The organism is Oxalobacteraceae sp. CFBP 8761, from assembly GCA_014841595.1.
Taxonomy (GTDB): domain Bacteria; phylum Pseudomonadota; class Gammaproteobacteria; order Burkholderiales; family Burkholderiaceae_D; genus Telluria.
In genome coordinates this window covers 2,781,032-2,804,402 of the sequence record JACYUE010000001.1, presented here as the reverse complement: position 1 = coordinate 2,804,402, position 23,371 = coordinate 2,781,032, and the positions used below count along the sequence as shown (strand labels likewise).

Annotated in this window: 17 protein-coding genes; 8 read left to right on the top strand and 9 right to left on the bottom strand. The window is 65.7% G+C overall.

Features of this window, described 5'->3' with window-relative positions:
* The first annotated feature begins 8 nt into the window (after positions 1-8).
* A complete protein-coding gene (locus IFU00_12145) occupies positions 9-527 on the top strand; it encodes a GNAT family N-acetyltransferase (protein ID MBD8543033.1) in 519 nt (172 codons plus the stop codon).
* Positions 528-553: 26 nt separating this feature from the next.
* On the opposite strand, the gene IFU00_12140 is transcribed toward IFU00_12145, so the two are convergent.
* The 4 genes from IFU00_12140 to IFU00_12125 all read right to left on the bottom strand — a co-directional run bounded on the left by IFU00_12140 (position 554) and on the right by IFU00_12125 (position 8,767).
* Positions 554-7,114, bottom strand: coding sequence for a DUF4347 domain-containing protein (locus IFU00_12140; GenBank protein ID MBD8543032.1), 6,561 nt, complete (start codon positions 7,112-7,114; stop codon positions 554-556).
* 65 nt (positions 7,115-7,179) lie between these two features.
* Positions 7,180-7,713, bottom strand: a complete 534-nt coding sequence (locus IFU00_12135) for a phage tail protein (protein ID MBD8543031.1) — start codon at positions 7,711-7,713, stop codon at positions 7,180-7,182.
* Positions 7,714-7,723: 10 nt separating this feature from the next.
* The gene (locus IFU00_12130) at positions 7,724-8,221 is read right to left on the bottom strand and encodes a phage tail protein (GenBank protein ID MBD8543030.1); all 498 of its coding nucleotides are present in this window, start codon (positions 8,219-8,221) and stop codon (positions 7,724-7,726) included.
* A gap of 30 nt (positions 8,222-8,251) precedes the next feature.
* Entirely contained in the window at positions 8,252-8,767 is a 516-nt protein-coding gene (locus IFU00_12125; GenBank protein MBD8543029.1) for a phage tail protein, read from the bottom strand.
* 493 nt (positions 8,768-9,260) lie between these two features.
* On the opposite strand from IFU00_12125, the gene IFU00_12120 reads away from it, so the two are divergent.
* Positions 9,261-10,382 carry a Gfo/Idh/MocA family oxidoreductase gene (locus IFU00_12120; protein ID MBD8543028.1) on the top strand — a complete coding sequence of 374 codons (1,122 nt, stop codon included), beginning with the start codon at positions 9,261-9,263 and terminating at the stop codon, positions 10,380-10,382.
* A gap of 188 nt (positions 10,383-10,570) precedes the next feature.
* Positions 10,571-11,713, top strand: coding sequence for an MFS transporter (locus IFU00_12115; protein ID MBD8543027.1), 1,143 nt, complete (start codon positions 10,571-10,573; stop codon positions 11,711-11,713).
* 12 nt (positions 11,714-11,725) lie between these two features.
* Here IFU00_12115 and IFU00_12110 read toward each other — a convergent pair whose 3' ends face one another.
* A complete protein-coding gene (locus IFU00_12110) occupies positions 11,726-12,226 on the bottom strand; it encodes a hypothetical protein (GenBank protein MBD8543026.1) in 501 nt (166 codons plus the stop codon).
* Entirely contained in the window at positions 12,223-15,585 is a 3,363-nt protein-coding gene (locus IFU00_12105) for a winged helix-turn-helix domain-containing protein (GenBank protein MBD8543025.1), read from the bottom strand. Before IFU00_12105 ends, IFU00_12110 begins: the two co-directional genes overlap by 4 nt.
* Positions 15,586-15,920: 335 nt before the next feature.
* Between IFU00_12105 and IFU00_12100 the strand changes: the two genes are divergently transcribed.
* From IFU00_12100 to IFU00_12085, 4 genes are all read left to right on the top strand, one after another.
* The gene (locus tag IFU00_12100; protein MBD8543024.1) at positions 15,921-16,763 is read left to right on the top strand and encodes a hypothetical protein; all 843 of its coding nucleotides are present in this window, start codon (positions 15,921-15,923) and stop codon (positions 16,761-16,763) included.
* Positions 16,764-16,785: 22 nt separating this feature from the next.
* Complete coding sequence (locus IFU00_12095; protein MBD8543023.1) at positions 16,786-17,214, top strand: hypothetical protein; 429 nt, start codon at positions 16,786-16,788, stop codon at positions 17,212-17,214.
* A 160-nt stretch (positions 17,215-17,374) separates the two neighbouring features.
* On the top strand, positions 17,375-17,806 hold the full coding sequence (locus IFU00_12090) for a hypothetical protein (protein ID MBD8543022.1): 432 nt from the start codon (positions 17,375-17,377) through the stop codon (positions 17,804-17,806).
* Positions 17,803-19,095 carry a sorbosone dehydrogenase family protein gene (locus tag IFU00_12085; protein ID MBD8543021.1) on the top strand — a complete coding sequence of 431 codons (1,293 nt, stop codon included), beginning with the start codon at positions 17,803-17,805 and terminating at the stop codon, positions 19,093-19,095. The genes IFU00_12090 and IFU00_12085 overlap by 4 nt, the downstream gene beginning before the upstream one ends.
* 77 nt (positions 19,096-19,172) lie before the next feature.
* On the opposite strand, the gene IFU00_12080 is transcribed toward IFU00_12085, so the two are convergent.
* Positions 19,173-19,598 carry a hypothetical protein gene (locus IFU00_12080; GenBank protein MBD8543020.1) on the bottom strand — a complete coding sequence of 142 codons (426 nt, stop codon included), beginning with the start codon at positions 19,596-19,598 and terminating at the stop codon, positions 19,173-19,175.
* 148 nt (positions 19,599-19,746) lie between these two features.
* Between IFU00_12080 and IFU00_12075 the strand changes: the two genes are divergently transcribed.
* Positions 19,747-21,801: a TonB-dependent receptor gene (locus IFU00_12075; protein ID MBD8543019.1), complete on the top strand. Its 2,055-nt coding sequence runs from the start codon at positions 19,747-19,749 to the stop codon at positions 21,799-21,801.
* Positions 21,802-21,806: 5 nt separating this feature from the next.
* On the opposite strand, the gene IFU00_12070 is transcribed toward IFU00_12075, so the two are convergent.
* Together IFU00_12070 and IFU00_12065 are read right to left on the bottom strand one after the other, a co-directional pair.
* Positions 21,807-22,436 carry an NAD-dependent dehydratase gene (locus tag IFU00_12070; protein MBD8543018.1) on the bottom strand — a complete coding sequence of 210 codons (630 nt, stop codon included), beginning with the start codon at positions 22,434-22,436 and terminating at the stop codon, positions 21,807-21,809.
* A gap of 97 nt (positions 22,437-22,533) precedes the next feature.
* Positions 22,534-23,166, bottom strand: coding sequence for a superoxide dismutase (locus IFU00_12065; protein MBD8543017.1), 633 nt, complete (start codon positions 23,164-23,166; stop codon positions 22,534-22,536).
* Positions 23,167-23,371: the final 205 nt, after the last annotated feature.

Below are 23,371 nucleotides of genomic sequence, written 5' to 3'. Positions count from 1 at the left end.
GATCCACGATGACCTTGTTCACGCTGCACATCCGTGACGCCGGCGCCGCCGATGAGGCATTCTTCGCCAGCCTGTACCGGAGCACACGCGACGACTTGCTGGCGTTGCCGGTCGCCCCTTCGGTGATCGGTGGCCTGATCGCCATGCAGCACCGGCTGCAAGTGGCTGGCTACCGCAACAGCTATCCGCAGGCCGTGTGTCAGGTGCTGGAACGGGATGGCGTGGCGGTGGGGCGCCTGGTCACTGCAGCCGTCGATGGCGTCATCCGGGTGGTGGACATCGCGGTGTTGCCTTCTGCACGCCGCACGGGTGTGGCAGCCGACGCCTTGCGTCGCCTGCAGGCGCAGGCGGCGGGGGCAGGGCACGCAGTGGTGCTGTCGGTGCGCCAGGATAATGTGGCCGCGCGCCATCTGTACGAGGCCCTGGGATTCGCCGTGGACAGCGAAGACACGATGCGCCTGGAGCTGCGCTGGCACGCGCAGACCGGCGTCCAGCCGCCGCCAGACAACAGCAGGGCCTGCACGTAGCGGGTGTGCTCAGTGCGCGCCTGCGCTCAGACCACCCACAGGCCAGCACCTGCAAACTGGGCGTCGACCACGCTGTCCTGGTTCAGCCAGGTGGCGATCAGCTCGGCCCGCGTGTGGTTCGTCAGGTAGTTCTCCCAGCTCGCCTGGCCGCCTGCCGCACCCGCGTTCAGGCCCGAGTTGTCGTACAGCGCCTGGACGAAGGCAGCATCGTTGATGCTGTCGTAACGCAGTTTGAATTCGGTGGTGGCGATGAAGTCCTGCACCAGCTGCGCCCCGTCGATGTCACGCCCTAGCCACCACTGGAAGCCCCCCAGGTCGCCGGCGCGGTCCAGCACCGTCTGGTACAACAGGCCGAGTTGCTTCACCTTTGCCGGCCCGTCCTGCAGGAAGCCGAGGTCCAGCGTGCCGTCGCTGAAGTCGCCGATATCGATACCGCTTAGTTGGTCGAGATTGCCGCTCGCCTTGTGCTCCACATTCAGGCGGCCATCCTCATCGATGATGAACTTGTAGTCAGCGGTCTTGCCGGCATAGACCCCGATATCGTCGCCGTCGTCGACAATCCAGTCCGTCTCGCGCACGACGGCGCCTGTGCCGATTCGATAGCCGTCCGCCGTGTTCCAGGCACGCTCGTGCTCGGCGCTTTGCGCGATCGCAACCAGCACGTCGGCGCGGCTGATGGCCGGGGTAGTAGCGCTGCCGGTCAGCTGGCCGAGCCAGTAGGTGAGACCCCCGCCATCGGGCGTGCGGTTAAAGGCGTTGCCATACACCGCTTCGATGAAGCCGGCATCGGACAAGGCGCTGCCGCTGGCGGCCAGCCATTCGGGCGATGCGAGGACGCGCGCGGCCACGGTGCCAATTGTGACGCCGTCCTGCGCCCAGTAGGCCAGGCCGCCCAGGTCGGGGGCGCGGCCCAGGGCGGCGTGGTACAGCAGCGAGATTGACGACAGCATCGGCTTGTCGGCGCCGAGAAAAGCCAGTTCCGTGGCCGAGGCGTTCAGTTCGGCCAATGTCAGCCGTTCTGTCTGGCCCGGTGCGAACAGCGCCGTTTCATGGCGCGCCGTCAGGGCGCCGCCGGCCGTGAGGTAGAACTCCCATGCGCCTTGCGTGCTGCGCCCGCCTTGGAGCACGTTGTTGCCGGCGCCGCCGGCGAGGCGGTCGTTGCCGATGCCGCCTGCCAGAATGTCGTTGCCCGAACCGCCATCGAGCAGGTCATCGCCGCCCGCGCTGCCGATGATGTCGTTGCCACCGCCGCCCAGGAGCACGTCGTCGTCGGCGCCCAGCAAGATGTTTTGGATGGCATCGTCGCCCGTTACAAAGTTGCGCCCGGCACCGCCGCGTACCGTGACGGCGCCGACGATGGCGGCGAAGTCGACGTTGTTCAGTTGCAGCGTGCTGCCCGCAGGCAGACCGGTGGCGTCGATGACCAGGCCGATCGCGGTGGCGTTCTGGCCGCCGCCCACCGGCGTGGTCGAACTTCCGTTGATCAGGATGGTCGGCGGCGAGTTCAAGCCCGGTGCTGCGGACAACACGATGGTCTGGCTCTGCAGCAGCGTGCCCGGCGCCAGGCTGTCGAGGAAGCCGGCGCCGTTGCCGGTCATGCCCGACTGGGCGCTGGAACCGTCTTCGGTCTGGTTCGCGATGCGGCGGATCAGGTCCAGCAGGGCTTGCTGGCTGGTGAGCAGCCCCGATGGCCCTTCGGCCCGCATGCCGGTGCCGACCGGAAGGCTGACCATCAGTTCGGTACGTGGACCCGTACCGGTGCCCAGGCCCAGCGGGATGTCGGCCAGGTTGCCATTCGGGGTGGCCGGATCGTCGCTGCGGGTGCCGGTAATGATGGGGACCGTCAGCGCCTGGCCGGGCAGTCCGGTGACCGGATCGACCGGCAGTATGTCGGTTTGCACCGCCACCCCATCGATCGTGTCCGACGCGGGCGGGTTGGTCGGCGGAATGACCGGTGGGGTGGTCTGCACCGCGTAGTTGGGCGAGGACGCATTGCCCGCACCGGGATTGCCGGCCAGATCGGCCACGTTGGCCAGACTGACCGCAATGACGTTGGATGCTGCGCGAATGTTGGCATCCGGCGTGAAGGTCGCGCGCCAGGTCATGCCAGCATCGAGCGTGGTGAACGTGCCCAGGGCGCCGTTGGGGGCCGTGACCGCCGACGCGTTAAAGCCACCGACGATCTCGTTGAACGCAATCGTCAGTTGCGCCGTCTCGCCAGCGCGCAGGTCGACGTCCGAGAGCGTGACCATCGCCGTCGGCGCCAGCGTGTCGACCGCGTAGTTGCTGCTGGTTGCGTTGCCGGCGCCGCTGTTGCCCACGGCGTTTTCGATCCCCGCATAGTCCAGCGTCAGCACGTTGCTGGCCGCAGTGGCGCCCGGGTTCGGGGTCAGGGTCGCGGTCCAGGTGATGCCGTCGTTTGAACTCAGCGCCGCTAACGTCCCGTTGGGCACGGTGACGTTGGCAGCGGTGAAGCCCGTCACCGACTGGTCGAAGACGAACGTGACGGTGGCGGTGTCGCCGATCCTGAGCGCGGTGTCGTCGATGGCGATGGGCTGGGCCAGCACAGGGCCCGCAGTGTCGACTGCGTAATTGCCGCTCTGCGCGCTGCCTGCCCCGGCGTTGCCCGCCAGGTCGGTCAGGCCGGTATAGTCCAGCGTCAGCACGTTGCCGGGCGCGCTCGTGCCGGCGGTGGGGGTCAGCGTTGCGGTCCAGGTGATGCCGCCGTCGGCCGATTGCAGTTGTTGCAGAACCCCGTTGGGCACGGTCACGTCCGCCAGGCTGAAGCCGCTCACCGCTTCGGTGAACGTGAAGGTGACGTTGGCGGTGTTCCCGCTGGTGAGTGTTGTATCCGAAATCGAGATGCTCGAGGCCAGCGACGGCCGCACGGTGTCGACCTCGTAGTTGCCACTGCTGGCGGTGCCGGTGCCGGTGTTGCCGGCCAGGTCCGTGAGGCCGGTATAGTCCAGCGTCAGCGTGTTGGTGGCGTCGCTGCTGGCGCTGGCAGGCGCGAGCGTTGCGGTCCACGTGATGCCACCGTCGCTGCTCGTCAATGCCGACAGCGTGCCGTTGGGGATGGTGACGTCTGCGCTGGTGAACCCGGTCACGGCCTCGTTAAAGGTGAAGGTGACGGTGGCGCTCGAGCCGATCGCGAGCGTGGTGTCGGAGATCGTGATGGCGGACGCGAGGGTTGGGCGTGCCGTGTCGACCGCGTAGTTGGTGCTGGTGGCGGCGCCGGTGCCGGCATTGCCGGCCAGGTCGCTCACGCCGGCATAGTTCAGCGTCAGCGTATTGGTGGCATCGGTGACGATGTCGAGCGGGGTCAGCGTAGCGGTCCAGATCTGGCCACCGTCGGCCGACATCAGGTTCGACAAGGCGCCGTTGGCGACCGTCACATCGCTCGCGGTGAAGTCCTGCACGGCTTCGCTGAAGCGGAACGTGACGGTGGCCGTGTCGCCGGCCTTGAGCGCGGTGTCGGTCAGCTCGATGGCGCCCGACAGCGTTGGCGCGCTTTGGTCGACGGTGTAGTTCTGGCCGGTGGTGTAGCCGCCCGCGATGGGCTGGCCACTGCCGCTCTGGATGCCGGTGCCGCTGGCGTTGAGGTCCAGGCGCAGCACACCGTCGCCGGTGATGTCGTTGACGGTGACGGTCCAGCTGGCGCCGCTGCCGGAGACCGCACCGATGTTGGCAGTGACGCTGCCGCCTGCCACGAGCGTGAAGTCGCTTGCGTCAACGCCGGTGACGCTGTCCGAGAACGTGACCGCATACACGACGCTGGTGGCGTTGGTCAGCTCGCTACCCACGCGCACGATGCTCGTGACGGCAGGCACAAGGGCGTCGACCAGGATGCCGGCAGTTGCCCCGACGGCGTTGAGCGTGGTGGCCGCCGCATTGCCAGCCGTGTCACGGATCGTGCCACCGTTGAACGACAGCGGCCCATTCATCGCGATACCGTCGGCGTCGGCGTTGCCCGCAACGACCGTGTAGCGGAAGGTGAGGGCAGTGCCGCCCGAACCGCTCACGTAACCGGCCTGCACCGTGCCGCCATTGTCGAGGGCGAGGGGAAGCGACGGCGTGCCGTTGGTGGTGTCGACCGTCACCGCCTCATTGAAGTTGACGGTGAATTCCAGCGGATCGCCCGCGCCATAGGTGGCCGACGCCGGCACCAACACCGACGTGGCGGCAGGGGACGTGTAGTCGAAGGTATAGCTCTGGCCACTCGTATAGCCGGGTGCGGCATTGCCGGCGCTGTCGGCGATGCCGGTGCCCGCGTTCTTCAGATCCAGGCGCAGCGTGCCGTCGCCGCTGATGTCGCTGACGGTGACGGTATAGGCAGTCCCGCTGCCGGTGACGCTGGCAACGGTGCCGGTCGCGGCGCCCGTGCCGGTCAGCTGGAAGTCGCCAGCGCCAACGCCGGTGACGCTGCTGTCAAAGGTGACCGCGTACTGGACGCTGGTGGCATTGCTGGTCGCGGTGCCGATGCGGTTGATCGAGGTCACAGCGGGCGCCAGGGTGTCGAAGGTCAGCGCTGGCGTAACGCTGGCGCCGCCGCCGCTGTTGCCGGCGGTGTCGGTCCAGGCAGCGCCGGCGACGCTGATGCTGGCCGCGCCGCTGTTCGTACTGGCGGTCGGCGTGAAGGTGGCGCTACGGGTCGCGCCGCTGCCCGAGATGGCGCTCAGGGTGCCGCCGCTGACCTGTACGTCGCCAACGCTGCCGTCCCAGGTGAACGTTGCGCCGGGGTCTTCGCTGAATGTGAACGTGATGGTGGCTGTTTCACCGGCCTTGAGCGCCGCGCTGCTGCTGGTGATTGCCAGCGTGGGCGCGGTACGGTCCAGCGTGATGCCGAGGCCGGTGCTGAGCGTGCTGACCAGGCCGCCGCTGGCCGACGTGACCGTGGAATACACATTGTAATTGCCGTCAGCCAGGCTGGCGACATCGATGCCGTTGACGGTCCAGACGCCATTGTTGACCGTCGCCGTCCCCGTGGCGTCGGTGCCGGCGTCGTAGGTTGCATTGCCGTTGCTGTCAACGAACACCCGCACCGTGCTGCTGCTGTCGCCCGCGGCGCTGGTGCCGCTGAAGCTCAGCGTGCCGGCGTTGGTGATGTTGTCGCTCTGCGAGACGCCGGTGTCGACGGCGGCGTTGCCTGAGAGGTCGGGGGCGCCAGGCGTGGAGGGCGCGACGTTGACGGTGATGGTGCGGGTGGCCGTGGCGGCGCCGTCGCTGACCTGGATGGTGAACGTGTCGTTGCCGGCGAAGCCGGCATTCGGCTGGTAGGTCAGGGTGCCGCCCGGCGTGATGCTGGTGCCTCCGCTCGCTTGCGTGCTGGGTGAAAAGAACAGCGTCCCGTTCGTGGGGCCGCTGTTCTGGGTCCAGGTCAGCGTCTGGGCGCTGTCGGTATCGCTCACGCGCAGCAGGCTGGAGAAATCGGTGGCGCCCGCGTTGGTTGTCAGCGCCAGCGGGGTATTCGCGCCCACGAAGGATGGCGCGGTATTCGGGGGCGGCGCGGTGCTGACATTGGCCACGGTGATGCTGTTGAAGTTGAGGTTGGCCGGCTCATTGATCTGCGTATCCGGCCCGGTGGCGACGATTTTCCAGGTGATGGTGATCGATGCGACCGCATTGTCCGCAAACGAGGCCCCGCCGTTCAGGATCGAACTCGCCGAAAACACATTGGTATTGCCGGGAATGTACGATCCACTCAGGACATGGCTGCCGTTGGTCTGGCCGCCGACATCCCTGGTGATGATCGACAAAGCGCTGAAGCCCTGGAAATTTTCAAAGAACGAGAACGCCAGGTCCTTGAAGGTCAATGTGCTGACGCCCGCGCTGCCGCCGACCTTGATCGTGATGCTGCCGCTGGTATCGGGCGTGATCTGGTCGGCGGTGTACATGAGGGTGCCGTCGACGCCAATGCCGTTGCTGATATCGAATTTGTCGGAGAATCTGACGAAACCGGCGCCGCCCGAATTGGGCGGGCTGTCGGCGCCGCCAAAATCGTAGGTGCCATCGGCCAGGCCGTTAACGGCCAGAAGGCCGGAATAGTTGCTGAGCGATAGCGTCGGCAGCGGATTACCGGCAGCGATTGCGCCGCTCGAGCGCTCGAGCGTCCAGTTGCCGCCCAGCGCGGTAGCGCCCGTCAGATCGGTGGACGCGGCAACGTCGGCGCCGGTGGCGCTGGCCAGTGCATCGACGAATGCGGCGCCGGCCGTGCCTGCGCCGACCGAGCAGCCATACAGCAGGATATCGGCGTCGGCATGCAGGGCCTGCCGGATCGTTGCGAGGTCATCGGCGTGGCCGGACAGGTTGTCGCGGCGCAGTTGCAGCGCGCCGAGCGAGACAGCGCCTGCCCCGCCATGCGACACGATGTGGAGCGCGTCGATCCCGCTGCGGCCTTTCAGTATGGCCGCCATGCCGGCCAGACCGTCCTGTCCAGGATCGAGCACATGCACCTCGGCGCCGGGCGCCAGACCGGCCAGCAGCAACTGGTAATCGGCGACGTCGGCCTCGACGAAGACGATGACGTTGGGCGCCAGCGGCAACGCGGCGTCGGACGGGAACAGCGAGAACGCGTCTGGATGGTTCATGGCGTGGAGATGAGAAACATCGAAAGGGAACCGCTGCGGCCGGGCGCCGCCAGCCAGTGCCGAGGCTACGGTCGCGGGGGATACACGCCCACCAGCGCGATGATGCATCGCACGGGCAGATACGGCTGCATATTGTTGTGCGCTTGGCTACCGCCGGCAGCCGACAGCGCCATCGGGTGCATGGCGACGTTTGGCGTGGGCGCAAACCCCCTGGTGTCCATCGGATTGCGGCCCGCCTTCGGCGTTTTGGTCCAGACGGCGCCGGTCGGATCGCTCGACGTTCCCTGATTGTCCAGCGCCTGGGGAACGTGCGTATGCGCTGGCATCTGGGCCGCCAGCAGCGTCACGGCCGCCTCGCCACCTTGCGTGCCCAATGGCCTTGGCGTCAGACCGGGGCCGGCGCCCTGGTGCATCGGCACGCGCCCGCTCAGGTTGGGCAGGGCGAACGTCGTGCTGCCATCGCCGCCATAGACCGCCCCGATCACGCTGAACAGCACGGAGTTCTGCTGGATGGCCATGAGCTGGCCGTTGCAGTCGGCCCAACCTTCAGGGGCATATGTGCCGCTGAAAATGCGTACTTCTCCGATGTAGGGATCCATGGCTGTCTCCTTATGGGTGCGGTGGGTAGATACCTTGTATCGCGATGCAGAAACTGATCGTCATGTAGGGCTGCATATTCTCGTGTGCCTGCGAGCCGCCTGCCGTGCTCACGGCACGGGCGCCCATCGCGACGTCGGGGGCGCCTGCCGCATAGGTATCGGCGCTTTGAGGCCAGACATTGCCCTGTGGCGGGATCAGCGTCGCTGTCTCTCCGGATGCCTGTACCGCATGGGCATGAATGGGCATCTCGTTGACAGTGAGCGTATGGCTGGCCTCACCGGCTGCCGCGCCCAGAGGATAGGTCGACGACAGGTGCAAGGGGACACGGCCGCGCAGGTCGGGCAAGCCGAACACGGTGACGCCATTGCCGCCATAGTTGACGCCGAGCAGCGAGAAAAGGGCCTGATTCTGTTGGACCGGCAACAACTGGCCCTGGCAGGCAAGCCAGCCACGGGGAATCAGGCCGAATGAAAATGACCTGATTTCGCCCAGGAAGGGTTCAGCCATGAATGATTCTCCTGTTGTGTGCTGTGACGATCAGGCCGGGGACGGGAACATCCCGTGGATCGCAATGATGAATGTCAGCGCCATACACGGCATGAGGTTATCGTGAGACTGGTTGCCGCCCGTGGAGGCAATGGTGGCGGGGGACATTGCAACGAGGGGGGCGGCGGCCGCCGGTTTCTCGAATACCTGCTTTGCTGCCCATACATTGTTGGTGGGCAGAGGCTGATTTCCTGGCGCCGACTGGGCGGCGGGAAGATGGCCATGCGCCGGCATCTGCGATGCCAGCAAGGTCACGCTTTCGGCGCCGCTTCTCTGACCCAGTACGTAATTGCTTCCACGACTATTTCCCGTGCTGATTGGCACCCGGCCGCGCATGTCGGGCACCCCGAACGTGGTCGCGCCGTCGCCGCCATACGTCGTGCCGAGCAAGCTGAACAATGCTGGGTTATCCGATATCTGCAGCAGTTGGCCATTGCACATTGCCCAACCCTGAGGCGCATAGCCCCCGGCAAACATCCGGATCTCGCCCATGTATTGATCGGACATCGTGTCTCCTTGTTGTGGAAATGAATTCGCAATACAAGAAATACTACGGCGGCGCATGCACTGCGGCGCATTCGGCTTGGCTTTGGAAAATTCTACATCAAGGTTAGTTGCCATTACGCGGTCAATTTTAATTGTTGCGTCTGCGCGAAATTATCTGTAATCGGTCATTTTTTTAATGTGCCGCAAATGGCGATTTTTAAATGGTGGTATGTCGAGATGATTGGGAATTGAATATCCATTCTCCATCCACTATAAAAAATATCGATATAGATTTAAATCAAGATTGCGTACATTTTTTAATGAAAGAGCATAATTTTTCGCTCAGCAATTTGTTATGGCCATGGCCGGTCGGCGATCGGTTTTGCAAATGACGTGCAGTTTCCGGCATCGGTGCGTACCCGGATTTCATGGCAGCGCGCAGCAGGATCGGCGTGGCGCCGTTAAAATGTTGGATGCAGCAATTGCTGGTTCAACAGTTTTAGGGAGTCCTCGCATGACCGTTTCAGCCACTCCCGCAGTGTCCGTCAACAAAATCCGCGTCGGCATCGTCGGCGCCGGTACCTGGGCCGAATATGGCCACATCCCCTCGCTCGCCTTGCTGCCCGAGTTCGAACTGACGGCCGTCTACAGCCGCAGTGCCGACAAGGCCCAAGCACTGGCCGCGCGCCATGGCATTGCCAATCCCGTCACCTCGCTGCACGCGCTCGTCGAGCATCCCGAGGTCGACCTGGTGCTGGTGCTGAACCAGGCGCCGCAGCACGAGGCAGCCATCCGCGCCGCCATCGCGGCCGGCAAGGACGTGTATTCGGAATGGCCACTGACCACCAGCACTGCCGTCTCGGCCGAGCTGGCAGCGCTGGCCGAGCAAGCCGGTGTGCGCCACGTCGTGGGCTTGCAGCGCCGCCTGTCGCCGGGCTACCGCTACATGAGCGATCTGCTGGCCGAAGGCTATATCGGCGAATTGCGTTCGGTGCGGATGCATGTCAGCGTCGACGCGTTCGGTGCGCGCCGCATGGGGTATCTGGCCTACACGGTGCCGACCGAGAATTTCTCGGACCTGCTGCCGATCTTCGGCGGCCACTTCCTCGACATCCTGTTCAAGCATTTCGGCTTCCCGCGCACGCTGAATGCGTTGACGGCCAACCAGATCAAGCAGGTAACGGTCGTCGATACTGGCGAGACGCTGCCGCGTACCAATCCCGACCAGGTGCTCGTGACCGGCACCTTCGCCAACGGCGCCGTGCTGACGGTGCAGCTCGAGGCGGGCAAGCGCAATAACGCCGGCGTGCAGATCGATCTGACAGGAACTGAAGGCGACCTGCGCATCACCAACGCGACCAGCTTCGGCCCCTCGGTCAATCTGATCGAAGGCGCGCGGGGCGACGCCCAGCCGTTGCAGGCGTTGCCCGTGCCGGCGCAGTACGACTGGTTGCCGGAGCATGCTCTCGGCGGCAGCGTGGCCGAGCTCGCCCATCTGTATGCGGCCTATGCCCGTGACGTGCAGGACGGCACGCAGTTGGCGCCGACCTTCCTTGATGCCGTCAAGATGCATGCGGTGATCGACGCGATCATCGCGTCCGACCGCAGCGGCAGCCGGGTCGATCTGAACATCTGATCCGCCAGCCTGCACCTTTTCACTTATTTCAACGTTCGCAGCAGCGGTGCATGGGTCAACCATGCGTCGCCGCTGCGGCGTTCGCCATTGCATTACCCATGACATCAGATACCTTGACGCACCCCGACAAACTCCATGATCAACCCGTCGCCCCGAAGCTGCCACTGACCTCACTGCTGGCGCTGACGATGGTCAGCTTTGTCGTCATCCTCACCGAAGTCCTGCCCGCCGGGCTGCTGCCGCAGCTTGCTGCCAGCCTGGACAGTTCGCAGTCCGTGATGGGGCAGCTGATCAGCATCTACGCACTGGGCTCGGTCCTGGCCGCGATCCCGCTGGCGGCCGCCACGCAAGGCGTTGGCCGCCGCACCTTGCTGCTTACGTCGCTGGCCGGCTTCGTGATTGCCAACACGATCACCGCGCTGTCCACCAGCCTGGTGCTGATCTTTGTCGCCCGCTTCCTGGGCGGCGTGGCGGCCGGCCTGGCCTGGGCCATGCTGGTCGGCTACGCAGCGCGCATGGTCGCGCCGCAGCACAAGGGCAGGGCAATCGCCATTGCGATGGCGGGCACGCCGCTGGCGCTGACGGTCGGCATCCCGCTCGGCACCTATGTCGGCAACCTGGTTGGCTGGCGCATCGCGTTCGGCGCACTCAGTGCGCTGGCGGCGCTGCTGATGCTGTGGATCGTGCTGCGGCTGCCGGCGCTGCGCGCCATTCCCGGCCAACAACGCCAGAGCGTGGCACAGGTGTTCGCACTGCCCGGCGTGCGCACCGTGCTGGCGGTGCTGCTGTTGTACGTCGTCACGCACAACCTGCTGTACACGTATATCGCGCCGCTCGTGACGCTGGCCGGACTGGCGCCGCGCGTGGATTTCCTGCTCGCGCTGTTCGGCGGCGCCGCGTTGCTGAGCCTGCTGCTGGTGGGGACGCTGGTCGACCGCTGGCTGCGCCAACTGGTCATGGCCAGCACGGGGCTGTTCTTGCTGGCGTGCGTCATGTTGGCGCTGTGGCCCGGCGTGCAGGCGGTGGTGTACGTGGCGATTGCCATCTGGGGACTGGCATTCGGCGGCGCCGCGACCTTGTTCGTGACATCGCTGTCGAATGCATCGGGACCGGGCCAGGACGTGGCGCAGTCGATGATGACGACGGTCTGGAATCTCGCGATCTTCGCCGGCAGCGTGGTGGGCGGCATGTTGCTGGGCCACTTCGGCGCAGCGTCGTTCGCCTGGGCTGCCACGGCGACGCTGTGCGCAACCCTGCTGATCATCTGGCGCAGCCGTGCGCAGTGTTACTGGCGGGGCGCCGCGGCGCGCGCCCCTGGTGGGTCCCGGTAATTTCTTGCTGGCCTATTTGCCCACGCCGTTCTTGATTTCGGGATCCGTGGTGGCAATCAGCTCGAACACGGGTGAGGGCGATTTGCCGGTCGACTGCTTGCTGAACACGAGAATCACGCCGCGTGTGGTGTGGGGAGCCACCGGAATGACCATGAACCGGTTGGCGTCAAACAGGCAGGCGCTCGGCAGGGGATCGGCGCTCACCGACAGGGTGCGCGCCACGCCCGCATACAGCGTGACACTGCGGTCAAGCCGGTCACCCGTCAGGTGCGTGTGCTGCAGAATGGCCTCGATATCAGGCTGGAACAGCATGACGCCATTGGCGTCGCCCCCGCCACGCCTGGCGTCGAGGTCCTTGGGGGAGATCTTTTCCCAATACTGCTCGCTGCCAGCCTGCGCGTAATAGAACACGTTTTCCACGCTGCCGTCGTCGGGAATGACGGGCACCACGAAGAAGATGGGGGCACTGCCTGGCACGGATGCGGCAATGGAGACCGGCGCTGCTGTTGTCATGGTGCGATCCTGGTTAGAACTGCTTTAAGAAATGCCGGCGATTGCGGCCGGTAGCCGCCTTGCGTCAGCGTTTGCACATCGGCGCCGGTGACGGCGCCTTCCCCTGCACATGCTCGTGCCACCAGCCAGGCTTCGCGCACGAAACCCGCCTGGCCAGTGTCGATGGCCGGCTGCAAGGCGCTGCGCGCCGCCTTGCACTGGGCGGCCGGGTAGGGCCCGCTCAAGGCACTGGCGCCGGCCTCGGCCTGCAACAGCAGCATGACGGCCCGTGCCTGCAGCTCCCGGCCCTGCCACAGATACGGGTATTGCGTCATCAGGCCGCGGATGTCCTGGGCCGCCGCGCTTGCCACGGCGCGCGCTTTGGCCCAGTCGCGTGCCCGCAGCGCTTGCCCGGCGAGCACGAGGCGCGCCTGCACGGCGCTCTGGCGCCACTCGCGCATGGCCTGGCTGGCCTGGTCGTGATCTGCGATGCGGCGCTCCAATGCGGCCAGCCCGGCGGCGATGGGCATGCCGGCGTCCGCCTGCGCCAGCAGCAGGGCGCTGTCGGCCAGCAGGCTCTCGGCCTGCCAGAAGGCGTTGCCGGCGCCAGCGACCAGCGCCTGGCGCATCCAGTGCGCCCCCGCCTGTCTGGCCGCGATGGCGTCAAGGGGCCGGCCCAGCGCCTGCAAGGCTTCGGCGCGCCGGCTCTCGATGACGCCCAGGTCGCGCAGCCGCACTGCTTCGCCGGGGCGTGCCTGTTGCAGTCGCTGCTGGACGCCACGGGCGGTGTCGTACAGTGCCAGCGCGCGCCGGCTGCCGCCTTTCAGATGCGCCAGCTGGCCCAGCCAGGCGCGCGCGCTGGCAACCGCGTCCTGCGCGTCGATATCGTCCGGATGGTCGGCCAGCACCGCCAGCTTGAGCGCGAGCGATTGCTCGAAGCCGTGCTGCGCATCAGCCCAGCGGCCGCGCCGCATCGCGATCGAACTCAGGCTGCCGAGCGCATAGCCGAGCTCGGCCCTGGCCTGGGGATGCGCCGGCGCGGCGGCCAGCCAGGCCTGGCTGGCCGTCCGATAGCGGTTCATTTGCGTGGTGGCATCACCCAGGCGGCCGGCGTCATAGGCGATCTGGCCCAGCCAGAACGCGCTGGCGCCCAGCGTCTTGTAGTACTCGCCAGGATCGATGCCCGGCGCCCGCCCCATGGCCGCGAGCAGGGCCCAGGCGCGCGCCAGCGCCGTGCCTGCCATCGCGAGCTGCTGTGTTCCCCGGCTGCTGTTGACTTCGCCGATCACGACGAGCGCTTTGGCACGCTGCAGGGTGTCGGCCGGCAGCTCGTCCCGGACATCCTGCGGATTGAGCACCTGCAAGCCTTGTTCACCGATGCTGCCGAGCAGATCGAGTTTGCCGATCGGGCGCAACTGGTCGGCAAGCTCACCCAGCATGAACGTGGCCAGGCGCCGGCTCTGGCGCTCGCGTGCGGTCACGGTGTCGGCCAGCTGTGCGTTGTGCACGGCTACCAGGGCGGCGGTCAACGCCAGCGCCAGTGCGCCGACCAGTGCAGCCACGCGCCAGCGCGCCAGCGCCGTGAGACGCGCCTGGGAGCGCGTCACGAAGTCGTGCTCGTCACGTCCGAACAGTTGCGGCGCGGCGCGCACCGCATCGCGCGATTGCCACAGCAACGGCACCCGCGGCAACAGGCATGTCCTGGCACGGCCACTGTCCAGCCAGCGGCGCACCCATGGCCCGAGCTCGGCGCGGGCGCTCAGCGTCGCCCGGTGCTGGGCAATCCAGGCAGTGACCCGTGGCCACCGGCGCAGCAAGGCTTCGTGCGCCACGCGAAAGCCGATTTCTCCGCCGCCGAGGCGGTCGGCCACCAGCAGGCGCGCCTCGATCAGCGCATCGACCAATGCCCGCTCATGCACGTCGGCCAGGCTGGCGCCGGTGACCGAGCGGCTGCTGGGCGAGGCGTCGTCGGTCGACACGGTGACCAGACGCGGCAGCAGGCGCGACAGCGCCGCTTGCTGGGCGACTGGCAAGGCCGCCAGGATCGCCTCGGCCCGGCTGCCGATGGCGCCTTCCAGGCCGCCCAGCGCATCGTAGGCGGCCCAGGTCAGTTCGTCGCCCGGCGCACGCGCCAGGTACAGGGCCTGCAGCGTGTATTGCAGCAGCGGCAAGGCGTCGCCGGCCTGCATCGCATCGGCGCACAGGCGGTCGTCGAGCCGGTTCAGGCTGCTCGCATCGCTGCCGTAGGTCAGGTTGGCCGCGCGCGCGGGCAGGCGGATCATCTGCATGATGGCCTGGGCGTCGGGCGGGGCCAGGTCCATGTGTGCGCCGTGCTCCTTGTCATGCATGAACAGGCGATGGGACGACAGGCTGGGATACACATCGTTGCGGCACACGGCCAGCACCAGCACCAGGCTGCTGCGTACCAGCCGCCCGATACAGCCGAGAAAATCCTGCAGGCCCGCTGCGATGGCCGGGCCGAACATGCCTTCCAGGCGGTCCAGTACCAGCAGCGGCAGGCCCTGATTGCCGGCGCGCCGCGCCTGCAAACCGATCCGCAGCAGCCGCAGCACCTCGTCCGGCTCGGCGCGCAGCAACGCCGCCAGCGAGGCAATGCTGTGGCCCGACAGCAGCGCGACATTGCCGATCTCCCAATCGAGCAGGGCGCCGGCCAGCGCCTGCCAGGGACCGGTCTCGTCGAGCGCGCCCAGGTCCAGTACCGTCGCAGTACAGGCCCGCACGCGCGTATCGCCGGGCACGCAAGCGGCAAGCATGGCGGGGATGAGGCCGGCCCGTACCAGCGATGTCTTGCCGGAGCCGCTGGGACCCAGCAGCACGACCAGCGCATGGCCCCGCGCCTGCTGCTCACCGAGACGCCGATGCAATTGCCTGATGGCGTCGTCACGGCCGAAATACACGGCCGCGTGTTCCGTGCCAAATGGTTCCAGTCCCCGAAACGGCGACGCGCCGCGCCATGCGCCGCTCAGGCTGCGCGGCCCGCCGTCGGACAATACACGGATCGGGGCGATCATCCGGTAGCCCTGCTTGCGGATCGTTTCGATGTAGCGGGGGCTGGCGGCGGCGTCCTGCAACGCCCGGCGCAGGCCGGCAATCGCCTTGTGCACCTGGTTGTCGCCCTGCACCTGGCCAGGCCAGCAGGCATCGAGCAGGGTATCCGCTGTCACGACCTCGCCGCTCCGACGGCACAGTTCTGCCAGGACGGCCATCGGCCGTGGCTCCAGTGCGACCATGTCGTCGCCGCGCACGATCCGGTGCGCCGTCACGTCGATCGTCCAGTCGCCAAGCAGGAAGCGGCCGCCGTCGATCAGTGGGTCACTCTCTCGCAGCGCACGTAATTCCGGTGGTGATGCGTGGTTCAAGATCACTCCCTGAGGGTGGGTGAAGCGCATCCCGGTCGGCCGGGGCAGGCGGGCCAGAGCCCGCCGACTTTGTAGGCCGTCAATATCTCACGTGAAAGATGGTTTTGTATACCTGACAATCTTTCAGTTGCACTGATGGCCGTTATCTGGTTGGACGCCGCAATCGCTGGCTGCGCACGCCCGGGGGGCGGCAGGTTGCTACGGTCGCTTTGATAAGCAAAATCAATGACTTGCCGTATCTGAAGGCGCGGGAAGGTAACCGGAAGGCAGCCATGCCGGGGTTGGCATAGGATCGGTTGGCACAGTGCGTACAGCGCGCGCAACAGGAGAGCACGATGAATCCCCCCGCATTGTCACTCATTACCGGAGCGCCGGCCGTGGGCAATGCGCCACGGCCATGCTCCGATGACGCCGTCCGCGAGACCTTGCAGCATGTGCTGACCAGCAAGCGATTTTCCAAGGCGCGCCGCTGCACGGCGCTGCTCGCCTATCTGGTCGAGCGCGCGCTGCTGTGCGACGACACGGCTGCGTCGCCGCCGGAACACGAGATCGGCGTTGCCGTGTTCGGCCGCGATCCCGCATCGTATTTCCCCGCAGACGATCCCATCGTCCGTGTCCAGGCGGGACGCCTGCGCCTGCGCCTGACGGCGTATTACGCGGACGAAGGCGCCGCCGATACCTTGCGCATCACGGTGCCGCAAGGCCGTTACCATGCCCGCATCGCACTGGCCGACAACGGGGCGGCGGGTCCCTTGGGCCTCGTCCCCGCGCCGCTGTTGCTGTTCAGCCCACTCATCTGCCTGTGCGCCGACGCGCAGGCCGTGCACTTCACCGCAGGCCTGAACGACGAACTGGGATTCCGGCTGTACCGTGAACTGCATTCGCTCAGCCTGGCAAGCGGGGACCGCGCGTCGCCGCCAGCCGGGCATCCCCGCGCCCTCTACCTGCTCGAGGGCGCGGTGCGTCAGGACGCTTTGCTGCTGCGGGTATCGCTGATCCTGCGACAGGGGGCAGGAGGGGCAGGAGGGGCAGTGTTGTGGTATGCGCAGTTCGACCGCGCCCATGGCAGCGACCTTGGCAGCGACAACGCCATCGGCAACCAGGAGCAGATGGCCGCGCGCTGCGTGGCCGCGCTACAGGAATACCTGCCACGCTGCCTTTCCCTTCGGGCTCTGTAAGGCAATGGCGAGGTACCGGCCCATGCTGGCCATCGTGGTCAGTCACGCGCATCTGGTGGGCAGGGCCATGGATCTGCGCTTTATTCCCAGTCTCGAGACGACGGCGCTGATGCTGCGTGAAGGCCTGCTGCTGCGCCATACGCCGGATGGCGCCGAACTATGGTGCGATGCCGCGCAGGCGTCGGCGGCAGCGCAGCGGTTCGTCGTGCTGCCGCTGGTGTTCCAGGTATTCACGCGCAACGCCCGTGTGCAATCCTGCACCCACTGGCCGGTGGCACGCCCCCTGCGCTATGTCTGCGCCGAGGGGAAGGCGCAGATGCAGGCGGAGACCCTGGCTGGCTCGGGCGCGTCCCGCCGCCCCTTGCTGTCGGTCGAGATCGACCACCGTCCGGCGCGTGATGGTGCCTGCGCCATGTACCGGATCGCACTGGCGGCGAAACGGCATGACTGAAGGCCGGGACTACCGGTGAACCGCTTCATCACCATTAACGTGCGAATGGGGCGATTGGTATGAGGACGACCCACGATTAGCGCCGTGCTCAACGATGCGACAGTCAGTTGGCATAGCCGCTATAGTCTGCGTTATCAAAATTACCAATAAGGTCAACCCCATGTCTACAGTCACCACGGCCAGCGCAGGCTATGTCCGTCCGCCAGGCGTGCTCCACACGATCCTGCTTGCCGGCAGCGTGTCGCTGTTCCTCGGCGCATTGCTCAGCGATTACACCTACTACAACACCTACCAGATCCAGTGGAGCAATTTTGCCTCGTGGCTCAACGCCGGTGCCTTGCTGTTCGCAGGGCTGGCGCTCGTGTTCGCGCTGGTCAATCTGCTGCGCGCCAGGCCAATGGCCGGTCGGCCGTTGAACTACTTCGTGCTGCTGCTGCTGACCTTTGTAATCGGTCTAGTCAATGCGTTTCAGCATGCCAAGGATGCCTGGGCGCTCATGCCGACCGGCCTGTTGCTGTCGGTCATCGTCTTTATCCTGATTTGCATTACCGCTGTCATAGGCCTTAACCCACGTTCGGGAGGACTGAAATGAATCGCTCGAGCGCACTTGCCCTGTTCAGCATGACCCTGCTGGCCAGCGCCTGCAGTAACGAAGCCAATACCAACCTGGCCAGCGGCCCGGATCCGAAACTGCCGGCGCCCGAGCGCGGCCTGTTTCCGAGCATGAAGATTGCCGAGCCTACCCCATGGGGCGATCAGAAGCCGACCGTGCCGGAGGGTTACAGCATCACGGCGATCGCGACCGACCTGAAGATCCCGCGCCAGATGCTGGTGCTGCCAAACGGCGATATCCTGGTGGCGGAAGGGCGTGGCGGCAGCGCTGCCAAGCTCAAGCCGAAAGACGTCATTGCCGGCTACATCAAGGCGCAGGGCAATACCAAGGTCAAGGGCGGCAATCGCCTGACGCTGCTGCGCGATGCGGACGGTGATGGCCAGTACGAGCTCAAGACCGTGTTCGCCGAGAACCTGAATGCCCCATACGGCCTGGCGTTTGCCAACAACAAGCTGTACGTGGCGAACCAGGATGCGGTCGTCACCTTTGATTACCAGCCGGGTCAGACCAAGGCTGCCGCAGAACCGGTGACGCTCACCCAGCTGCCCGCCGAGATCAACCACCACTGGACGAAAGCGATGACCATCAGCCCCGATGGCCGCTATGTCTACGTCGGTATCGGTTCGAACAGCAACATCACCGAGCGCGGTATGGAAGCCGAAGTCGACCGTGCAATGGTCTGGCAGATCGACGTGACGACGGGCGCCCACAAGCCGTACGCCACCGGCCTGCGCAACCCGACGGCGCTGGCGATGAACCCGGAAACGGGCCAGCTGTGGTCAGTCGTAAACGAGCGCGACGAGCTGGGTCCGGACCTGGTGCCGGATTACCTGACCTCGGTGAAAGAGGGCGGTTTCTACGGCTGGCCGTACAGCTACTGGGGCCAGAACGTCGACCCGCGCGTGATGCCGCCGAACCCGAAAAAGGTGGCGGCTGCCATCAAGCCGGACTATGGCCTTGGCTCGCACGTCGCGGCGCTGGGTCTGCACTTCTCGCTGCCGACGATGGGTGCAAAATTTGCCAATGGCGCGTTCGTTGGCGAACACGGCAGCTGGAACCGCGACAATCCGGTTGGCTACAAAGTGATCTTCGTGCCGTTCGCGAATGGCCGTCCGGCCGGCGCAGCGATCGACTTCGCCACGGGCTTCCGGGATGCCAACGGCAAGACACGTGGCCGTCCGGTCGGTGTCACGGTCGATCCGCGCGGCGCGCTGATCATCGCCGACGACCTGGCCAACACGGTGTGGCGCGTGGTGCCGAACCGCTGATCGGCATCTGGAGCAACCGCCGCAGCGCGAATGATGCCAACCCTGGCGTCATTCGCGCTGCGGCTTTTTTTCGCCCTCTATTTCTTCCATGCGCAACGCGACGTTTCCATTGCGCCCATGTCTTCCTCGAACCTGATCGTCTTCCTGTCCCGGGCACGCAGATAGGTGAATTCGTTGATGAGCGCGCCCTGGGTCGCGACGGTGTACGTGCCACCGTTCTTGCCCGGTTCTTTCCAGAGCGTCGTGAACTCGAACGGTCTGCCTGGCGACATTTCCACTGAACTCGTCTTGAGCGCCCGCAGCGGGATCGGCTTGCTGCCGCGCTGGTAGCGCACGGCGGCGCGTGCGTGTTCGGACTGCGGGAAGTCGAACTGAAGCCGGATTGGCGTCGCGGCGTCGACCGAGACCAGGCAGCGAAACTCGGTGGCCTGCGCCTTCACAGGGTTGGCGAGCAAGCCGGCGAACAGCAGTGCGGTCAGATGCTTCATCGGGAGAATTGTCATGGCGGGTTGGATTGCCCCGTTGGGGCGATGATTCAGCATACCGCATACCGAACAACACGCTGCATATTGCCATCTCTACTGAGAATGGTTTATCATTATCGACTCAGCGGGTGTTGCCGCTTGCGCCGTTCATGACAAGGTTTTTCTGATGACATTCAAGCTCCTTCCTGTTGCCCATGCACTTGCTCTGGCAACCCTCGGTTCGACGTTGGCCCACGCCGCCGACCCGGCGATCGTCATGGGCGAGGTGCGCGTCAGCGCCCAGCGCGATGCGGGCGCCTTGCGCTCGAGCCGCGTCCTGACATCGGTCGACGTGCTGGGTGCCGACAAGATCGAAGACAAGAACGTGACCAATAGCTGGGAGCTGGTTGGTCAGTTGCCCGGTGTGCAGCTGACCGAAACGCGGATGGGCGCCGAGTCGGGCAAGGCGAGTTTTCGGGCATTCAATGGCGAAGGCTATATCAATGGGATCAAGGTGCTGATCGACGGCATCCCAAGCAATGTCAACAGCGGCAACCAGCGCTTCATCGACATGATCTTCCCGCTCGAAGTCGACTATATCGAAGTGGTGCGCGGCACGAACGACCCGCGCTATGGCCTGCACAATATCGGCGGCAACCTGAACATCGGCACGCGTCAGGGCGGCAATTACTTTGACAGCCGGTTTACCTACGGCAGCTTCAATACGCGCGAAGTGCAGGCCGCATATGGCCGCGAAGCCGACGGCTTTGCGCAAAACTATTTCGTGGCCAGGCAATTGACTGACAGCTACCGCGCGAACGGCGACTCGAACAAATACACGGTCGGCGGCAAGTGGTTCGTCACGTCGGACGACAAGGCGGTCACGGCCGGCCTGGTCGTGCGCACCTACCAGCACACGTCGGGCGAGCCGGGTTTTCTCACCGCAGCCGAGCTGGCTGCCGACCGCCGCCAGTCGCCGCGCAAGAACGCCAACGACAAGACCGACCGCGACATGCACCATGCCAGCGCGCACCTTGACTGGCACATCACGCCGAACGCATTCCTCAGCAACAAGCTGTACTACAACGAGTACAAGGATGACCGCCGCGTCACCTTCACCAGCAATCCCGAAGGCAACGCACCGCGCCAGCGCCGTCTATGGGATGAAGAGCAGCTCGGTTTCATGAGCACCCTGACGTGGCGTGCGAACGAGCGCGTTACGGTCGATGGCGGTGTCAATACCGAGCGCCAGGACAACGGCTACCGCCGCCTGCGCTACAACTTCGCGATCCCGACGGACTTCACGACGCCGGCCCGCATCCAGAACGATGACCGCTACAAGTTCAACAACGTCGGCGCCTATGTGCAGGCGGTGATCAAGGCGACCGACACCATCCAGCTCGTGCCGGGCTACCGGGTAGATCGCTTCACGGGCAACCAGCCGCTGGCGGGTGGCGCGAGCGCAGGGCTGCAGGATTACGGCTGGATCAAGCAGCCCAAGTTCAGCATGGTCTGGAGTCCGGCGACGGACATCAGCGTGTATGGCAACTGGGGCCGCACGTTCCAGATCCTGACGGGTTCCGTGGGCCCGGCCTATCTGGTGCCGGGCCAGGCGCCGTTTGACGCGTCGGTCAATACCGGCAAGGAAGTCGGCGTCAAGCTCAAGCCGACTGCCCGCAGCGACCTGCGCCTGGCGATCTGGCGCCAGGATGCCACCGGCGAAGTGGCGAACATGCCGGCCACCGGCACCACGGTCGGGCTGGGCGAGACGCGCCGTGAAGGCCTCGACTTCCAGCTCTCGGGCAAGGTCACCGACAAGCTCGAGCTGTCGCTCTCGCACTCGTTGCAAAAAGCGGAAGTGCTCAAAGCCACGGGCGCGAATGGCGTCTCGCTGGCCGGCAAGGAAGTGTTCTCGACGCCGCGCCACATCACCAATGTGAGCCTGGACTACAAGCATTCGGACACCTGGCGCTTCGGCCTGCAGGGCCGCTCGCAGGGCAGCTACTACATCGACAATCCGAACGAGCAGGGCAAGTTCGGCGGCTTCGTGCTGTTCGACGCCAATGTGCGCTACGCAATCTCGGCGCGCACCAGCATCGATGTCCAGATCAAGAACATTGCGGACCGCAATTACGAATACGCGTGGTACGACAACTTCTTCTGGCCGGCAACCCAGGCACAGCCGATGTTCTCGTCCGGTAATGGCCGGGCTGCGTATATTTCACTGAACGTGAAGTTGTAGGTCGCTCAGACCAGCTGCTCCGAGGGGATGATGTGCACGCCCGGGCGCGCCTGCAGCGCGGCATCGATCAGGGCGTGCGCAATGCGCGGGGCAGGGTTGATGCGCCAGCGCCGCGGCAGTACGGGCCCGAGCAGCCCCAATACCACGCCGGACACGCGTTCACCCAGGCGTTGTTCCTGGCGCTCTCCGCCAATCAGGCCCGGTCGCACATGGGTCAGCGACGTGAATCCCAGCCCGGCCAGATCGCGTTCGAGTTCGCCCTTGACGCGGTTATAGAAAAAGCGTGCGTCGGGATCGGCGCCGATGGCCGAGTTCAGCACATTGCACGGCGTCCCGTGCTGGCGCGCGAGGCTTGCCACGGCCAGCGGGTAATCATGGTCCACACGCCGGAATGCAGCTTGCGAACCGGCGCTGCGCATCGTCGTGCCCAGCGTGCAGATGACGGCGTCGGCCTGCCACCAGACCGCGTCCGGCGGCAAGGCGTCGAAGTCGACCACCGGTGCCTGCAGTTTCGGGTGCACTGGCAGCGGGCGCCGCGTCGGCGCCACCACCGACGTAACCTTCGGGTCGGCCAGCGCCATCTCCAGCACGTGGCTTCCAACCAGTCCGCTCGATCCAACCAGCAGCAGTTTCATGGGATGTCCTTGGTCGCAAACGTAAACGGCGCGAGGCCGGCGTCGTGGCCGGCCTCGCGCTTGAAGCCGGGCCTGCGTGGCAGGCCCGGGCACCGGCTTATTTGGCCAGTGCTTCTTCGTAGCGGCGTTCGACTTCCGCCCAGTTGATGATGTTGAAGAAGGCCGCGATGTAGTCAGGGCGCTTGTTCTGGTATTGCAGGTAGTACGCGTGTTCCCACACGTCCAGGCCCAGGATCGGCGTGCCGCCCGACATGCCGGCGAACTGGCCCATCAGCGGGCTGTCCTGGTTGGCGCTGCTTTCGACCAGCAGCTTGCCGTCCTTGCCGACGGTCAGCCAGGCCCAGCCGCTACCGAAGCGGGTCTGCGCCGCCTTGGTGAAGGCATCCTTGAATTTCTCGTAGCCACCCAGGTCGTCTTCGATCGCCTGTGCGACCTTGCCCGTTGGCTTGCCGCCTTCCGGGGTCAGCACGGTCCAGAACAGCGAGTGGTTGGCGTGACCGCCGCCATTGTTGCGCACGGCGCCCTGGACGGCTTGCGGCAGGCTGCCGATGTCGGCGATCAGCTGTTCGACCGGCATCTCGGCAACGCCGGCTTCGCCCAGCGCGTTGTTGACGTTGGTGATGTAGGCCTGATGGTGCTTCGTATGGTGGATTTCCATCGTGCGCGAATCGAAATGCGGCTCGAGGGCATCGTAGGCGTAAGGCAGTGGTGGCAATGCGTATGGCATGATCATTCTCCGTTCAGATGGTTGGGAACGCTGTTCCGGTATGAAGCGAGGCACCAGGGCCATGTTCGTCACGGCCCGGCGTCGTGCATGTGCTGGTCAACCTGGGATGGGCAACGCACACCCCGGGGCACCCGCCGAAACGTGTTCAGCGTGCGCCCTGACTTGTCCAGAATACCAGCATCTGCAATTGGCTGCCGCGCAGGGTGAG

Coding starts and splice junctions, on each gene's coding strand:
- IFU00_12090 (MBD8543022.1), top strand. CDS start 17,375: ATGTCTACAGTCACCACGGCCAGCGCAGGCTATGTCCGTCCGCCAGGC.
- IFU00_12145 (MBD8543033.1), top strand. CDS start 9: ATGACCTTGTTCACGCTGCACATCCGTGACGCCGGCGCCGCCGATGAG.
- IFU00_12125 (MBD8543029.1), bottom strand. CDS start 8,767: ATGTCCGATCAATACATGGGCGAGATCCGGATGTTTGCCGGGGGCTAT.
- IFU00_12085 (MBD8543021.1), top strand. CDS start 17,803: ATGAATCGCTCGAGCGCACTTGCCCTGTTCAGCATGACCCTGCTGGCC.
- IFU00_12115 (MBD8543027.1), top strand. CDS start 10,571: ATGGTCAGCTTTGTCGTCATCCTCACCGAAGTCCTGCCCGCCGGGCTG.
- IFU00_12140 (MBD8543032.1), bottom strand. CDS start 7,114: ATGAACCATCCAGACGCGTTCTCGCTGTTCCCGTCCGACGCCGCGTTG.
- IFU00_12095 (MBD8543023.1), top strand. CDS start 16,786: ATGCTGGCCATCGTGGTCAGTCACGCGCATCTGGTGGGCAGGGCCATG.
- IFU00_12120 (MBD8543028.1), top strand. CDS start 9,261: ATGACCGTTTCAGCCACTCCCGCAGTGTCCGTCAACAAAATCCGCGTC.
- IFU00_12130 (MBD8543030.1), bottom strand. CDS start 8,221: ATGGCTGAACCCTTCCTGGGCGAAATCAGGTCATTTTCATTCGGCCTG.
- IFU00_12075 (MBD8543019.1), top strand. CDS start 19,747: ATGACATTCAAGCTCCTTCCTGTTGCCCATGCACTTGCTCTGGCAACC.
- IFU00_12100 (MBD8543024.1), top strand. CDS start 15,921: ATGAATCCCCCCGCATTGTCACTCATTACCGGAGCGCCGGCCGTGGGC.
- IFU00_12080 (MBD8543020.1), bottom strand. CDS start 19,598: ATGACAATTCTCCCGATGAAGCATCTGACCGCACTGCTGTTCGCCGGC.
- IFU00_12135 (MBD8543031.1), bottom strand. CDS start 7,713: ATGGATCCCTACATCGGAGAAGTACGCATTTTCAGCGGCACATATGCC.
- IFU00_12110 (MBD8543026.1), bottom strand. CDS start 12,226: ATGACAACAGCAGCGCCGGTCTCCATTGCCGCATCCGTGCCAGGCAGT.
- IFU00_12070 (MBD8543018.1), bottom strand. CDS start 22,436: ATGAAACTGCTGCTGGTTGGATCGAGCGGACTGGTTGGAAGCCACGTG.